The following is a 14,987-nucleotide window of genomic DNA, read 5'->3' as shown; positions in this document are numbered from 1 at the left end:
GAGACAGGTGCTGTCCGGACGGTTCCGCGCGGCTCCGGGCGGGCGGCGGGGGCGCCATCGGCGCCGTCCCGGGGCCGACGCCGGCGGGGTCCGTGGTCGGGAGCAGTCGGTGGGGCAGGGAAGAATGCCCTACGACGAACAGGGCAGCGGAAGGTGGCAGGTCCAGTGGAACCTCGGATCATCGGCAGCGGCACGGACGAGCACCTCGCGGACCCCTTCGGGAGCGCCGCGCTGCGCCGGCGGGTGCTGGACGCCTGGGCCGCCTCGCCGTCCCGGTTCCGGGAGGACGCCAACGCCGAGGAGGAGCTGGCGCTCGGCGGCTACCGGGACCGCCTGGTGGTCGAGTTGGCGCAGAACGCGGCCGACGCCGCGGTCCGGGCCGGCCACGGCCCCGGCCGGCTGCGGCTGACCCTCGCCGACGGCGTGCTCGCCGCCGCCAACACCGGCGCCCCGCTGGACGCGGCCGCCGTCGAGTCGCTGTCCACCCTGCGCGCCTCCTCCAAGCGCGGCGAGGCGCCCGCCGTGGGCCGGTTCGGGGTCGGCTTCGCCGCCGTCCTCGCGGTCACCGACGAGCCCGCCGTGCTGGGCGCCGGCGGCGGGGTGCGCTGGTCGCTCGGGGAGGCCCGGTCGCTGGCCGGGGCCCAGCCCGAGCTGGCCGAGGAGCTGCGCCGCCGGGACGGCCACGTGCCGCTGCTGCGCCTGCCGTTCGCGGCCGAGGGCACCGCCCCGGAGGGCTACGACACGGTGGTCGTGCTGCCGCTGCGGGACGCGGCCGCCGAGGACCTGACCCGCCGTCTGCTGGCCGGGATCGACGACGCGCTGCTGCTCACCCTGCCCGGCCTGCGCGAGGTCGTGGTGGAGACCCCGGACGGCGTCCGGACGCTCACCCGGGACGCCGCCGAGACCCGCCCGGACGGCGTCACCGAGGTCACCGTCACCGACGACGCGGACGGCCGGCCGCGGCGGACGGTCTGGCAGACCGCCGGCGCCTCCGGCACGCTCGCCGCCGAGCTGCTGGCCGACCGGCCCACCGAGGAGCGCGCCCGCCCGTACTGGACGGTGACCTGGGCCGTCCCGGTCGGCGAGGACGGCGCCCCGCAGCGGCCCCGGATCGCCTCCGTGCTGCACGCGCCCACACCCAGCGACGAGCCGGTCGGCCTGCCCGCGCTGCTGATCGCCTCCTACCCGCTGGACTCCACCCGCCGGCACGTCGCCCCCGGCCCGCTGGCCGACTTCCTCACCGAGCGGGCCGCCGACAGCTACGCCGAGCTGCTGCGCGCCCGTGGCGCCGACCTCGGCTCGCTCGGCCTCGTCCCGGCCCCGCTCGGCCAGGGCGCGCTGGACAACGCGCTGCGCGCCGGGGTGCTCTCCCGGCTGCCCGACACGCCGTTCCTGCCGCACCCGGCGCCGGTCGAGGAGGGCACGCCCGCGCTGCGGCCCCGGGACGCGACGCTGCTGGAGGGCGCGGACGGCTCGGTGGTCGAGGCGCTCTCGCCGATCTTCCCCGGGCTGCTGCCGGCCGGCCTGGAGCGCCGTACCGAGCTGCGGGTGCTGAACGTGCGCCGGGTGCCGCTGGCCGAGGTGGTGGACCAGCTCGGCGGCCTGGACCGCGAGCCCGCGTGGTGGCGCAACCTGTACGCGGCGCTCGGCGCGGCCGACCCGGAGGCGCTCGGCGCGCTGCCCGTCCCGCTCGCCGACGGGCGGACGGTCACCGGGCCGCGGCGCGTCCTGCTGCCCTCCGAGGACGCCGACTGGGCGGCCTTTCCCGGCTACCCCGGTTCGCTCGCGGGCGCGCTCGCGGCGCTCGACCTGCGGCTGGCCCACCCCGAGGCCGCCCACCCGCTGCTGGCCAGGCTCGGCGCCGGCACCGCCACCCCGGCCGGGGTGCTGGACACCCCCGAGGCGCGGGCCGCCGTCGCCCGCTCCTACGAGCTGGCCGAGGACGACCTCGACGCGGCGCTCGAACTCGCCGACGCCGTCCTGGCGTTGGTGAAGGCCGCCGCCCCGGAGCCGGGCGCCCACCCCTGGCTGGCCCGGCTGGCGCTGCTCGACGACGAGGGCGAGCCCGCCCGGGCCGGCGAACTCGTGCTGCCCGGAAGCCCGTTCGCCGCGCTCGCCCGCGAGGAGGACGCCGGCTGGGTGGACGACGAGCTGCTGGAGCGCTGGGGGTCCGAGGTGCTCGCCGCGGTCGGCGTGCTGGCCGACTTCGTGCTGGTGCGCGCCGAGGACGTGGTGCTCGACCCGGACGACCTGGAGCGGCTCGACCCGACCGTCCCCGCCGACCGCGCGGCCGGCGGCCACCCCACCGGCCTGCTGGACGAGGCGCCGGACGGGCTCGCCGAGTGGGCCGAGGACGCGCTGGAGGCGCTGCAGGCCGACGAGGCGGTCGGCGTCCCGCCGGTCGCCGCCGAGCTGCTGGCCGTGCGCGACCTCGACCTGGTGGACGACGACGCCTGGCCGGAGGCGCTCGCCGCGCTGGCCCGCCCGCCGTACCGGGAGGCCGTGGTCGGCCCGGTGCGCACCCTGCTGCCGGACGGCTCGTACGCCGACCTGCCGCCGTACACCGCCTGGTGGCTGCGCGACCACCCGGTGCTGGCGGGCCGTGAGCCGGCCGGCCTGCGCGCCGCCGGGGCCGACCCGCTGCTGCGCGGCCTGTACGACGAGGCCCGCACCACCCTGGACGAGCAGTTCCTGCACGCGCTCGGGGTGCGCACCACGCTGGCCGCGCTGCTCGCCGAGCCGCACGGGCCGGACGAGGTGCTGGACCGGATGACCGACCCGGACGCCGAGGTCGGCCACCGCCAGCTGCACGGCATCCACACCGCGCTGGCCTGGGTGGACCGGGAGCGGATCGAGCCGCTGGACGTGGTGCGGGCGCTGCCGCCGATGGACCCGGAGACCGGGCGCCGGCCGGCCCACACCGTGGTGGTGGACGCCACCGAGGCGGTCGTCGCCGACGCCCCCGACCTGGTCCAGCTGCTGCACCCGTACCCGCTGCTGCCGGTCGCCCCGGCGCTGGCCGCCGACCTCGCCGAGCGGCTGCACGTGTCGCTGGCCAGCGAGGTGGCGGGCGGCCGGGTGCTGTCCGAGGGCGTGCTGCACCGGGTCCCGGCGGTGGTGCGGGAGCTGCTGCCCGGCTGCCCGGTCGCCTACGAGGAGCACGAGGAGCTGCTGGTCGTCGGGCCGGACGGCGGCGAGGCGGCGGTGGACTGGCGCTGGGACACCGGGGCGGACACCCCGGAGCCGCCGTACGACCCGGAGCTGGCCGAGGCCGGCGACGAGGACGACGAGTTCGAGGTCCCGCCGGTGCCCGGCCTGCTGCACGCGGCCACCCCGGAGGGCCTCGCCGCCGGGCTGGCCTGGTCGGTCGGGCAGTGGCACCGCCGCTTCGAGGTGCTGGCCGCGCTCAGCGAGCCCGACCGCGCCTACGAGCTCTCGGCCGCCCGGGACTTCGAGGGCTGAGCCCCGCGGCGCGCACCGGTCGGCCGGTCGGTGCGCGCCCGCAGCCGCCGGTAGACGGCGGTGGTGGCGGTCAGCCAGACCGCGCCGAGCGTCACCAGCGCGGCGGTCCGCAGTGCCGGTGTGGGCCGGACGGTCAGCCCGACGCCCGCCATCGCCAGGGCGGCCAGTCCGGCCGCCGCCAAGCCGCCCAGGAAGGCGATGAACGCCTCCAGGTCCCCACCCCTGCGTGCCATTCGGCACCCCCTTCCGGGGTCATCATCGGGTGTGCGCGGGGGGCTTGTCACGCGGTGGCGCGGCCGGCCGGCGGCTCCGTCACTCCATGCCGCGGCGCTTCATCACGCGCCAGGCGATCTCCAGGGCGATGCCGCAGACCACCGCGACGGCGACGCCCGTCAGCGGGTCGCGGTAGCCGACCAGGGAGAGGTCGAAGAACGACTTCAGCGGGGGCACCAGCAGGACCAGGGCGAACGCGCCGCCCATGGCGCCGATCAGCAGCAGCCGCCACCAGTTGTACGGGCGGGCGACGATGGCGAGGACCCAGATGGCGATCAGGAAGAGCGTCAGGGTGGCCACGCTGGTGTCGGCCTTGAGGTCGGTCGCGTGGTCGGTGCGGGCGAGCGTGTAGGCAACGAAGGTGCCGGTGCCGGCGATGGCGCCGCCGGGGACCGCCAGCCGCAGCACGCGCTTCACGAAGCCGGTGCGGGCCCGCTCGTTGTTGGGGGCGAGGGCGAGGAAGAAGGCCGGGATGCCGATGGTCAGCGAGGACAGCACGGTGGAGTGCCGGGGCAGGAACGGGTACGGCGAGTGGGTGAAGATCACCAGGAGCGCCAGCAGGACCGAGTAGACGGTCTTCACCAGGAAGAGTGAGGCGACCCGCTCGATGTTGCCGATCACCCGGCGGCCCTCGGCCACCACCGACGGCAGCGAGGCGAAGGAGTCGTTCAGCAGCACGATCTGGGCGACCGCCTTGGTGGCGTCGGAGCCGGTGCCCATCGCCACGCCGATGTCGGCGTCCTTGAGCGCGAGCACGTCGTTGACGCCGTCTCCGGTCATCGCCACGGTGTGGCCGCGGGACTGCAGCGCCCCGACCAGCTGGCGCTTCTGCTGGGGGGTGACCCGGCCGAAGACGCTGGTCCGGTCGGCGGTCTCGGCGAGCTGCTCCGGGTCGGTGGGCAGGGAGCGGGCGTCCAGCGGGTGGTCGGCGCCGGGCAGGCCCAGGTGGCCGGCCACCGCGCCGACCGAGACCGCCGAGTCGCCGGAGATGACCTTGGCCCGGACCCGCTGGCCCTCGAAGTAGCGCAGGGTCTCGGCGGCGTCCGAGCGCAGCCGCTGCTGGAGCACCACCAGGGCGAGCGGGGTGAGGCCGGCCGCCGGGTCGGGGGAGTCCAGCGGGACGGGGGTGCGGCCCAGCAGCAGCACCCGCAGGCCCTGGGCGCCCAGTTCGTCCACCTCGGCCAGGGCCGGGTGCCCGGCGGGCAGCAGCACGTCGGGCGCGCCGAGCAGCCAGCTGGCCTCGCCGCCCTGCGGCTCCAGCAGCTGCACGCCGCTCCACTTGCGGGCGGAGGAGAAGGGCATCGCCTCGATCACCCGCCAGCCGTTCCGGCCGGAGGCGGCGCCGTCGTCGCCGCGCCCGTACGCGTCGATGACCGCCTGCATGGACGGGTTGGGGCGGGCGTCGGCGCCGGCCATCACGGCCAGCGCGTGTTGGACGGTGTCCTTGTCGACGGCGGCGGGCTCCCCGTCGGAGAGCACCCGCAGGTCGACCACGTCCATGCCGCCCTCGGTGAGGGTGCCGGTCTTGTCCAGGCAGACGGTGTCCACCCGGGCCAGGCCCTCGATCGCCGGGAGCTCCTGGACCAGGCACTGCTTGCGGCCGAGCCGGACCACGCCGATCGCGAAGGCGACCGAGGTCAGCAGCACCAGGCCCTCGGGGACCATCGGCACGATGCCGGCCACCATGCGCCGGACGGCCTCGCGCCAGTCCCGGCCCTCGACGGCCAGCTGGCTGATGATCAGGCCGAGGGCGGTGGGGATCAGCAGGTAGGTGATGATCCGCAGGATGCTGTCGATGCCGGTGCGCAGCTCCGACTTCACCAGGGTGAACTTGCTGGCCTCCTCGGCGAGCTGGGCCGCGTAGGCCTCGCGGCCGACCTTGGTGGCGGTGAACGCGCCGGCGCCGGCCACCACGAAGCTGCCGGACATCACCTGGTCGCCGGGCTGCTTGAGGACCGGGTCGGGTTCGCCGGTGAGCAGCGACTCGTCGATCTCCAGGCCGTCCGCCTCGGTGACCTCGCCGTCCACGATCACCTTGTCGCCGATGCCGAGCAGCACGGTGTCGTCGAGGACGATCTCGGAGACGCCGACCTGCCGGGCGGTGCCGTCCCGGCGGACCTGCGGGCGGGCCTCGCCGATCAGGGCCAGGCTGTCCAGGGTCTTCTTGGCGCGCAGCTCCTGGATGATGCCGATCGCCGTGTTGGCCACGATGACCAGGCCGAACAGGCCGTCCTGGATCGGACCGACGATCAGGATGATCCCGAACATCACGCCGATGATCGCGTTGAAGCGGGTGAAGACGTTGGCGCGGACGATCTCCCGGGTGGACCGGCTGGACCGTACGGGGACGTCGTTGACCTGGCCCCGGGCGACCCGTTCGGCGACCTCGGCGGTGGTCAGGCCGCCGCGTCGGCCGGGCAGCAGGCCGAGGGGGTGGGCTCCGTCCGGGCGGTCTCCGTCGGCCGGCTGCTCTTCCGCCGGCTGGGCAGGCTGCGTCATGGCACCGACTCTACGGGCGCCTTATGTCCGGTGCGTGCTACTAAAGGACTATTCAGTCCGACCGGGTGGCCGGGTCCTGGCCGTCGTCGCCGGTCGTCCGTTCGGCCGTGTGCGCGGCCGCCTCGGCGGCTTCGGCGGCGCGGCCGCGGGCGATCGCGTCCCGCCGGGCGCGGCAGTACCAGAGGCCGATCAGGCCGAGCAGGCCGCCGGAGAGGCAGATCCACGGCCAGGTGCCGTGGCCGTGCGCCGAGAGGCTGCCCTGGAAGGGGAGCAGGGCGAGGAAGGCGATGAACCACAGCACCGTGCCGCCGCCGACGATGGCGACGTCGTTGGCCTCCAGCGGAGGGGGCGAGGGGTGCAGTGGCGTCTTGGGCATGGGGCCTAGCGTACGGTGCGGTGGGGCGGCTGCGCGGGTGCCGTGACCCCGCGCGGGCTCTACGCGCGAAGATAGCGCGTGTGCGATCGGGAAACGATACTTGAGGCCCTGCGCCCGGCCACCGTCGCCCCGGGCGTTCCCACCCCCTCCTCAGCTCCCCCACAGAGGACGCACGCATGCCTGTGGTCCAGCCGACCACCGAGTCGCCCGAACCCGCCGACGCCGCGCCGCAGCCCCCCACGAGCGCCGTCGACCGCTTCTTCCGGATCAGCGAGCGGGGCTCCACCCTGCCGCGCGAGATCCGCGGCGGTGTCGCCACCTTCTTCACCATGGCGTACATCCTGGTGCTGAACCCGATCATCCTGGCCAGCGGCACGGACGTCACCGGGGCTCACCTGAACAGCGCCCAGCTGGTCACCGCCACCGCCCTCACCGCGGGTCTCACCACCCTGCTGATGGGCGTCATCGGCAACGTCCCGATCGGCCTGGCCGCCGGACTCGGCGTCAACACGATCGTGGCGCTCCAGCTCGCCCCCAAGATGACCTGGCCGGACGCCATGGGCATGGTCGTGCTGGCCGGTTTCGCGATCATGCTGCTGGTCGCCACCGGGCTGCGCGAGCGGGTCATGAACGCCGTCCCGCTCGGCCTGCGCAAGGCCATCGCGATCGGTATCGGCCTGTTCATCAGCCTGGTCGGCCTGGTCGACTCCGGCTTCGTCAGCCGCATCCCGGACGCCGCCCACACGACCGTCCCGCTCCAGCTCGGCGGCAACGGGCACCTGCTCGGCTTCCCGGTGCTGATCTTCGTGATCGGCCTGGTGCTCACCCTGGTCCTGCTGATCCGCAAGGTGCCCGGCGCCATCCTGATCAGCATCGCGGTCTCCACCGCGCTCGCCGCGGTCATCGACAAGGTGGCCGACGTCCCGGCGCTCAAGTGGGGCCTCACCGTCCCGACCTGGCCGGGCAACCCGGTCTCCGCGCCGGACTTCGGCCTGGTCGGCAAGGTCAGCCTGTTCGGCGGCTTCGAGAAGGTCGGCGTGCTGACCGGCCTGCTGTTCGTCTTCACCGTGCTGATGTCCTGCTTCTTCGACGCGATGGGCACCATCCTCGGCGTGGCCGACGAGGCCCACCTGCTGGACGAGAAGGGCGACCTGCCCGGCATCAACAAGGTCCTGATGGTCGACGGCATCGCCACCGCGGCCGGCGGCGCCACCTCGGCCTCCGCCAACACCTGCTTCGTCGAGTCCACCGCCGGCGTCGGCGAGGGCGCCCGGACCGGCTTCGCCTCGATCGTCACCGGCCTGCTCTTCGTGGTGGCGCTCTTCCTCACCCCGCTCGCCACCATGGTCCCGGCCCAGGCCGCCACCCCGGCCCTGATCACCGTCGGCTTCCTGATCCTGGCTAACTCGATCAAGGAGATCGACTGGGCCGACTACACGATCGCGATCCCGGCCTTCCTGACCATCGTGATGATGCCGTTCACCTACAGCATCACCAACGGCATCGGCATGGGCTTCATCGCCTTCTGCGTGCTGCGCCTGGCCGCCGGCCGCGGCCGCGAGGTCCCCGTCCCCATGTACGCGGTGGCGTCGGTCTTCGCCTTCTACTACCTGATGCCGGCCTTCGGCCTGCTCTGACGGCCCCCGCCGGTTCTCCGACGGCCCTGTCCTCCCGCTCGGGAGGGCGGGGCCGTCGGCATTCGCCGCAGCGGGGCTTCACACCTTCGGGTTGTTCTGCGGACGGGACGGTCGTGGCGCCTTGCCGGCGAGGGAGGTTCCCGGCTAGGGGCGCGGACCCATGACCGCGGACCCATGACCTGAAAGGAACCAGTCGTGAGCCGTACAACGGCTGCCGCGGTGATCGGCGGCGCAGTCCTCGCTCTGACCATGACGACGGCCCCGGCCGCCTCGGCGCAGCCCGAGGGCCGGGTCGGGCAGATCCAGAACCTCCACTTCGGGCGGTGTCTCGCGGTGAACCCCGACCAGACCGTCGGGCTGGGCCCGTGCGTCCCCGTGCCGCCGTTCCTCTGGGACGTCCCGCGCGAAGGGACGGGGCAGATCCGCAGCCTCGCTGCGAACGCGTGCCTGACGGACGTGGACACCAGCAACCCGTGGGGCCACGCCGTACTCCTCCCGTGCACCGGCGACCTGCGCCAGGTGTGGGAGACCTTCGACTACGACGGTCCGTTCATCAAGAACGTCCTCACCGGCCGGTACCTGAAGGCCAACGACTCCGAGGGCGTCTACGTCGGCAGTCGGACCGGGTCCCACCCGGAGTGGGCCGTCCTCTGACGGACGGCGCCGGGCCGTGCCCGTGGGGCCGGCGGTGGTCGGGCAGTCGACCGCCGCCGGCCCCTTCGCGCGCCGGGGGCGGGTCAGTGGACGCAGAACTCGTTGCCCTCGGGATCCTGCATGACCGTCCAGGCGCCGCCGGGCTCGTCGACGTGGCGGAGGGTGGTGGCGCCGAGGGCGGTGAGGCGGGCGACGGTGGCCTCGCGCTCGCCCGGGCCGGGGTGGACGTCGAGGTGCAGGCGGTTCTTGCCCTGCCGGGGCTCGGGGACGGCCTGGAACAGGACGCGGCGGCCGAGGCCGGTGTCCGAGGCCGGGTCGAACGGGTCCTCGGGGTGGCGGACGGCGGCCAGGGAGCGCCAGGCCGGGTGGCCGTCCACCTCGGTGAGGGCCTCCGGGCCGACCGCGCCGGCGGCGAGCAGCCGGGTGATCAGCGCGCCGTGGTCCTCCAGCGTGTACTCCAGGGCGGCGGCCCAGAAGGCGGCCTGGCGGTGCGGGTCGGCGCAGTCGATGACGAGCTTCCAGTGCAGCGGCATGTAACCGTTTCTACCGGTTACCCGGGGGTCGGGCAATGGCCCGCCGTCAGAAGTTGTCAAAAAGGCGCCCGTGTAGGCCAGTTGGCGGTGGGAATACTGGCTGGACGGAGAAGGGGGAGGGGACTCGACCGATGGTGCAACAGGATCCGCCGGGGGGCGTCGAGGCGCAGCTGCTGCCGGAGCTGTTCTGGACGACGGACAAGGCCTCGCTGGACGGCCAGCGGGAGACGCTGCGCTGGTACCGCGGCCTGATCGCGATGCTGGTGGTCGCCGCCGTGATCGGGTCGTTCCCCGACCCGGACGACAAGAACGCCCTCGACATCTGGCCGCTGTTCTCGGTCGCCGCCTTCCTGGTGGCCGGCTACTTCTGGTCCCGGCTGCGCCGCGGCAACCCGCAGGGACGCTGGTACCAGGCCCGGGCGGCGGCCGAGTCGGTCAAGACGCTGGCCTGGAAGTACACCGTCCGGGCCCGGCCGTTCGACGGCGCGGCCGAGTCCGAGGACACCGACCGCGGCTACCTGCTCCAGGTCGAGGACGTGCTGCGGGCCTTCGAGGACCCGGAGATCGTGCCGCCCGGCAGCGTCGCCGAGATCACCCCGGAGATGCGCCGGCAGCGCGCCGAGAGCCTGACCGCCCGGCGCACGCTCTACCTGCGCACCCGGGTCGAGGGCCAGCGCACCTGGTACCGCTCCCGGGCCGAGGCCTGCGACTCGCAGGCGGTCTCCTGGGGGCTCGGCGTCGCGGTGCTGATCATCGTCGGTGCGGCGGCGGCCATCGCCCAGGCCACCGGCGCGCTGCCGGTGCACGTCTTCGGCGCCACCTCGGCCGCGGCCGCGGCGATCATCGCCTGGACGCAGCTCAAGCAGCTCGGCCCGCTGGCCGCCGCCTACCAACTGGCCGCGCGGGAGCTGGAGAACGTCGGCAACCAGCTGTCCGACCTCGACCTCAAGGCGCCGGACGCCGAGGCCCGTTGGGCCCGGCTGGCCGCCGAGGCGGAGGACGCGGTCTCCCGGGAGCACACCACCTGGCGGGCCCGCCGGGCGTTCCCGCGCTGAGCCGGGCTCGCGGGACGGACGGGGGCGGGAGCGGCGCAGAGTACTCGACCGGAGCGGGGACTTGGGGAGATCCGGCGAAACGCGGGGTGCGGGTGTGCGGGGTGCGTGAGAGTAGGGCGCCCAGGTGCGGACCGTAATCGTTACGTGTCCATGCCCTGGTTTCATCGCCTGCGCGCGACCCCAGTTCCCGCCGGAGGCCCTCCTTGCGCATTCTCCTGATCGCCAGCGCGTTCAACAGCCTGACCCAGCGCGTCCACACCGGGCTGCGCGAGCGCGGCCACCAGGTCGCCGTCCAACTCGCCCTCGGTGACGAGCAGATGAGGGCGGCGGTGGTCCGCACCGACCCCGAGCTGATCATCTGTCCGATGCTCACCAAGGCCGTCCCGCAGGACATCTGGTCCACCCGGACCGTCCTGATCGTCCACCCGGGGCCCAAGGGCGACCGCGGCCCCTCCTCGCTCGACTGGGCGATCACCGAGGGCGCGGAGCGTTGGGGCGTCACCGTGCTGCAGGCCGTCGAGGAGATGGACGCCGGCGACATCTGGGCGTCCGTCGAGTTCCCCGTCCCGGCCTGCGGCAAGAGCGAGTTGTACCGGGGCGAGCTCGCCGACGCCGCCGTCGAGGCCGTCCTGCTGGCCGTCCAGCGGTACGAGGGCGGGCTGTTCACCCCCGAACCGCTGGACTACGCCCGGCCGGACGTGCACGGCGAACCGCGGCCCCCGCTGCGCCAGGAGGCCCGCCGGATCGACTGGGAGCGGGACGACACCGCCACCGTGCTGCGCAGGCTGCGCGCCGCCGACTCCCAGCCCGGCGTGCTGGACGAGCTGTACGGACGGGAGTTCTTCCTGCACGGCGGCCACCCCGAGGACGAGCTGCGCGGTCCGGTGCCGGGCGCCGTGCTGGCCACCCGGGACGGCGCCATCTGCCGGGCCACCGTGGACGGCGCGGTGTGGATACCGCAGCTGCGCCCGCGCCGCACCCCCGGCGGGCCGGCCACCTTCAAGCTGCCGGCCGCCACGGTGCTCGCCGACGAGCTGTACCGGGTCCGCGAGGTGCCGGTGAGCCCGGAACGGGCGAGCGGCCGGGACACCTGGTCGGAGCTGCGCTACCACGAGGAGGGCGAGGTCGGGTTCCTCGAATTCGCCTACGCGGGCGGGGCGATGAGCACCGACCAGTGCCGCCGGCTGCTCGCCGCCTACCGGGAGGCGGCCGAGCGGCCGACCTCGGTGCTGGTGCTCGGCGCGCCCCGGGACTTCTTCTCCAACGGCATCCACCTCAACGTCATCCAGGGCGCGGCCTTTCCGGCGCTGGAGTCCTGGGAGAACATCAACGCGATGGACGACGTCGTCGAGGCGGTGCTGACCACGACGGACAAGGTGACGGTGGCGGCCCTGGCCGGGAACGCGGCGGCCGGCGGGCTGATGGCGGCGCTCGCCGCCGACGAGGTGTGGTGCCGGGACTCGGCGGTGCTCAACCCGCACTACCGGCTGATGGGCCTGTACGGCTCCGAGTACTGGACGTACACCCTGCCCCGCCGGGTCGGCGCCGAGCAGGCCGGGCGGCTCACCGCCGAGGCGCTGCCGGTCGGCGCGGACCACGCCCGCCGGATCGGCCTGGTGGACCGTACGGTCGGCGGGGACGCGGCCGGGTTCCGCCGCTGGGTGGCCCGGGAGGCGGCCCGGATCGCCGCCTCGCCGGAGCTCACCGGGCGGCTGGTGGACAAGAAGCGCCGCCGCGCGGCCGACGAGGAGGCCAAGCCGCTGGCCGAGTACCGGGCGGAGGAACTGCGCCGGATGCACGCCGACTTCTACCGGGCGGGCGAGCCGTACCACGCGCTGCGGCGGGACTTCGTGCACAAGGTCTGTCCGGTGGCCACGCCGGAGCACGTGGCGGGGCTGCTCGGGCGGCCGGCTCAGTCGTAGGCGGACCGCGTAGCGGTACGCGGCCCGCGCGGTCGTAACGGCCCACGCGGGCAAAGGGGTTCGCGCGGGCTGGCCGAGCTGTGGCGGGTCGCGCGTCGTACGGGGAGGGTAGGAGCGGGACGGGCGGCGCCCGGCCGGGGTGGGGGGCCCGGCCGGACGCCCGCTCGGGCCCCGCTCCCGTACCCGGCGTCAGTGCCGGGCCGCCCCGCCCAGCGGCTGTCGCCGCTGCGGGACGAACTGGCCGTCCGGGTCGCCCGGGGTGCGCGCGGCCCGCGGGGGCAGCGGGGCGGCCGGACCGGCCAGCAGGGGTTGGGAGTCGGGTCGGCTCGGGGAGACGGCGAAGGCCAGTGAGCCGAAGAAGACGTAGCAGCCGAGCCCGACCCCGAGCGGGAAGATGAACTGGAGCGCCATCACGCCGCCTTCGGTGGAGCGTGAGAAGTCCAGCTGGACGGAGAGCGCCGCCATGCCGGTGTAGTGCATCGCGCAGACCGCCACGCCCATCACCGGCGCCGCCGCCAGGACGGCGAGCGTGCCCCGGATGTTCAGCGCGGCCCAGAGCGCGGCGGTGGCGGCGACCACGGCGATGGCCACCGAGGCCGCCACGACGGTCCGGTCGTAGCCGAGCCGGCCGGGCAGGACCATCGCGGCCATGCCCAGGTAGTGCATCGCGGCGACCCCGAGGCCGGTGGTCAGCCCGCCGACCAGCAGGGCCGGGGCGCGGCGGCGCCAGTACCCGACGGTGAAGAGCCCGATGCCGACCACGGCGACGGCGACCAGCAGGCTGAGCACGGTGAGCAGGGGCCGGTAGCTGATCTCGGCACCGGTCACGGAGAAGCCGAGCATCGCGATGAAGTGCATCGACCAGATCCCGGCCCCGAGCGAGGTGGAGGCGAACAGCAGCCAGACGACCCGGGTGCGGCCCTGGGAGACGAGCGCCCAGCGGGCGCTGCGCAGCGCGACGAAGGCGCCGAGGCAGGCGACGAAGTACGAGACCGCCGGGGTCACCCAGCCGTGGTCGGCATGGTGGATCGCACCCAAGAGAGCTCCCTGGACGAGGGTTGAGGGCACCGGGGCGCGGGAGGGCGCGGCTGGTCGGGGAAGGCGCGCGGCGAACGGGCACCGGAGCGGGAACGCCGTCCCGCGGGGAGGAGCCTGGAGTGTGGTGCCCCTGACAAGGGGGAGATTAGCCATCGACCGGCAGTCGCACAATGTTCGCGTTTTTCGTGAAGTCCCAGGTCAGGATGGGCCTTTACGCGGCCTGCATGATCCCGGCACCAACCCCTGACACCGCCTGCGCACCGTCCCCGGCCGCCTTTGGTGCTTACTCCAAGGGGGCTAGCCCGAACGGGTGGCCGGCCGGGTCGATCAGCACCCGCAGCGTGCGGCCGTGCTGATAGGCGGGCTCGGTGGCGCCGAGCGCGAGGGCCTTGGCGGTGGCCTCGTCCAGGTCGTCGACGTAGAAGTCGAGGTGGAAGTGCTTGCTGCCGTCCGGCTCCGTCCACGGCTCCGGCCGGTAGCCGGTCACCCGTCCGAAGCCCAGCGGGCTGCCGCCCTCGGGGTTGTCCAGGATGGCGAAGTGGTCGTCCGCGTGCCTGGTCTCCCACCCCAGCAGTTCGCCGTAGAACGAGGCCAGCGCGACCGGGTCGGCGCAGTCGATGGTGACCATGGCGAGCCGGCCGAAGCCGGTGTCGGCGGGCCCGGTCGGCCCGGTCGGCTGGGGCTGCTCGGACGACCGGGGCCGGTCGGACCGTTCGGACGACTGCGGCCGTCCGGACGGCTCGGACCGCTCGGACCGCTCGGTGGCGAGGTCGGACATGGCAGGTCGGCCCTTCTGGGAGTCGAGAGCTGGGGCCCATCACCAATATGGCACCGGGGTGACCCTCCGGCACGGCGGCGGATCTCATTTTCCTTAGCGAGAGTAATGACGTAAGCTAAAGAGATGCCCGAGATGTCCGAGCAGGACCTCGCAGCGATCAGTCAGCTGCGATCGTCCACGATGCGCCTCTCCCGACGACTCAAACACCAGAGGGTGGAGGAGTCGCTGAGTCCCACCGAGATGGGAGTGCTGGGCACCCTCGCCCGGTGCGGGAAGGCGACGCCGGGTGAGCTCGCCCGGAAGGAGCACGTGCAGCCTCCTTCGATGACCAGGATCGTCGCGATGCTGGAGGAGAAGGGGCTGGTGCGGCGCGAACCGCACCCCGAGGACCGCCGACAGGTGGTCGTCAGCAGCACCGAGCAGGCCGAGACGATCCTCGCGGAGAGTCGTCGGCGCCGGAACGTCTGGCTCGCCGAGCTCGCCCAGGGGCTCGACGAGGAGGAGTGGGCCGTCCTCAGGGAGGCCGCGCCCGTGCTCTACAAGCTCGCACACCTGTAGCCGTACACCCGCGGTCCGTACGGCCGCAGCTCGTACACCTCTGAGGCACACCGACCCCGGCCGGCCGCCGGGAGAACAAGGAGCCCGCATCACCGCAGGACCGACCACCGACACCAGGAGCGCGACGGCCACCGCCATGGCCGTCGCGCCGCGCGGGGAGACCAACCTGACACCCACGGCCGCCGCCCGCCCCGCCCTCCGC

The 14,987-nt window shown here is 74.4% G+C and carries 12 protein-coding genes; 6 read left to right on the top strand and 6 right to left on the bottom strand.

All coding sequences use genetic code 11. From position 1 onward, the window contains the following. Positions 1 to 165: 165 nt before the first annotated feature. Positions 166 to 3,462 (top strand): sacsin N-terminal ATP-binding-like domain-containing protein, encoded by a 3,297-nt coding sequence (locus ACFU7Z_RS22065; RefSeq protein ID WP_380779066.1) that lies wholly within the window; start codon positions 166 to 168, stop codon positions 3,460 to 3,462. Here ACFU7Z_RS22065 and ACFU7Z_RS22060 read toward each other — a convergent pair. From ACFU7Z_RS22060 to ACFU7Z_RS22050, 3 genes are all read right to left on the bottom strand, one after another. Next, a complete protein-coding gene (locus tag ACFU7Z_RS22060; protein WP_049655012.1) occupies positions 3,426 to 3,695 on the bottom strand; it encodes a hypothetical protein in 270 nt (89 codons plus the stop codon). The genes ACFU7Z_RS22065 and ACFU7Z_RS22060 overlap by 37 nt on opposite strands. A 79-nt stretch (positions 3,696 to 3,774) precedes the next feature. Further along, positions 3,775 to 6,234, bottom strand: a complete 2,460-nt coding sequence (locus tag ACFU7Z_RS22055; RefSeq protein WP_049655015.1) for an HAD-IC family P-type ATPase — start codon at positions 6,232 to 6,234, stop codon at positions 3,775 to 3,777. 52 nt (positions 6,235 to 6,286) lie between these two features. Beyond that, positions 6,287 to 6,610: a DUF2530 domain-containing protein gene (locus tag ACFU7Z_RS22050; RefSeq protein ID WP_074005466.1), complete on the bottom strand. Its 324-nt coding sequence runs from the start codon at positions 6,608 to 6,610 to the stop codon at positions 6,287 to 6,289. A 176-nt stretch (positions 6,611 to 6,786) separates the two neighbouring features. Between ACFU7Z_RS22050 and ACFU7Z_RS22045 the strand changes: the two genes are divergently transcribed. Both ACFU7Z_RS22045 and ACFU7Z_RS22040 read left to right on the top strand, forming a co-directional pair. Then, positions 6,787 to 8,247, top strand: a complete 1,461-nt coding sequence (locus tag ACFU7Z_RS22045; RefSeq protein ID WP_049655021.1) for an NCS2 family permease — start codon at positions 6,787 to 6,789, stop codon at positions 8,245 to 8,247. 195 nt (positions 8,248 to 8,442) lie between these two features. Continuing rightward, positions 8,443 to 8,901 (top strand): ricin-type beta-trefoil lectin domain protein, encoded by a 459-nt coding sequence (locus ACFU7Z_RS22040; protein ID WP_375876451.1) that lies wholly within the window; start codon positions 8,443 to 8,445, stop codon positions 8,899 to 8,901. A gap of 83 nt (positions 8,902 to 8,984) precedes the next feature. Here the strand turns inward: ACFU7Z_RS22040 and ACFU7Z_RS22035 are convergent, their stop codons facing one another. After that, positions 8,985 to 9,434: a VOC family protein gene (locus ACFU7Z_RS22035; RefSeq protein ID WP_380779063.1), complete on the bottom strand. Its 450-nt coding sequence runs from the start codon at positions 9,432 to 9,434 to the stop codon at positions 8,985 to 8,987. Between the two features lie 131 nt (positions 9,435 to 9,565). Between ACFU7Z_RS22035 and ACFU7Z_RS22030 the strand changes: the two genes are divergently transcribed. Both ACFU7Z_RS22030 and ACFU7Z_RS22025 read left to right on the top strand, forming a co-directional pair. Then, positions 9,566 to 10,489, top strand: coding sequence for a DUF4231 domain-containing protein (locus ACFU7Z_RS22030; RefSeq protein ID WP_049655027.1), 924 nt, complete (start codon positions 9,566 to 9,568; stop codon positions 10,487 to 10,489). A gap of 203 nt (positions 10,490 to 10,692) precedes the next feature. Continuing rightward, on the top strand, positions 10,693 to 12,411 hold the full coding sequence (locus ACFU7Z_RS22025; protein ID WP_074005468.1) for a hydrogenase maturation protein: 1,719 nt from the start codon (positions 10,693 to 10,695) through the stop codon (positions 12,409 to 12,411). 189 nt (positions 12,412 to 12,600) lie between these two features. Here the strand turns inward: ACFU7Z_RS22025 and ACFU7Z_RS22020 are convergent, their stop codons facing one another. Continuing rightward, entirely contained in the window at positions 12,601 to 13,449 is an 849-nt protein-coding gene (locus ACFU7Z_RS22020) for an MHYT domain-containing protein (protein ID WP_375876453.1), read from the bottom strand. Between the two features lie 283 nt (positions 13,450 to 13,732). Further along, positions 13,733 to 14,227, bottom strand: coding sequence for a VOC family protein (locus tag ACFU7Z_RS22015; protein WP_234348557.1), 495 nt, complete (start codon positions 14,225 to 14,227; stop codon positions 13,733 to 13,735). 123 nt (positions 14,228 to 14,350) lie between these two features. Here ACFU7Z_RS22015 and ACFU7Z_RS22010 point away from each other — a divergent pair, with 123 nt between their 5' ends. After that, positions 14,351 to 14,785: a MarR family winged helix-turn-helix transcriptional regulator gene (locus tag ACFU7Z_RS22010; RefSeq protein ID WP_030235202.1), complete on the top strand. Its 435-nt coding sequence runs from the start codon at positions 14,351 to 14,353 to the stop codon at positions 14,783 to 14,785. The last annotated feature ends 202 nt before the right edge of the window (positions 14,786 to 14,987 follow it).

The sequence above is a fragment of the Kitasatospora sp. NPDC057518 genome, assembly GCF_042802075.1.
GTDB lineage: Bacteria > Actinomycetota > Actinomycetes > Streptomycetales > Streptomycetaceae > Kitasatospora.
This window is presented reverse-complemented; position numbering and strand designations above follow the sequence as displayed.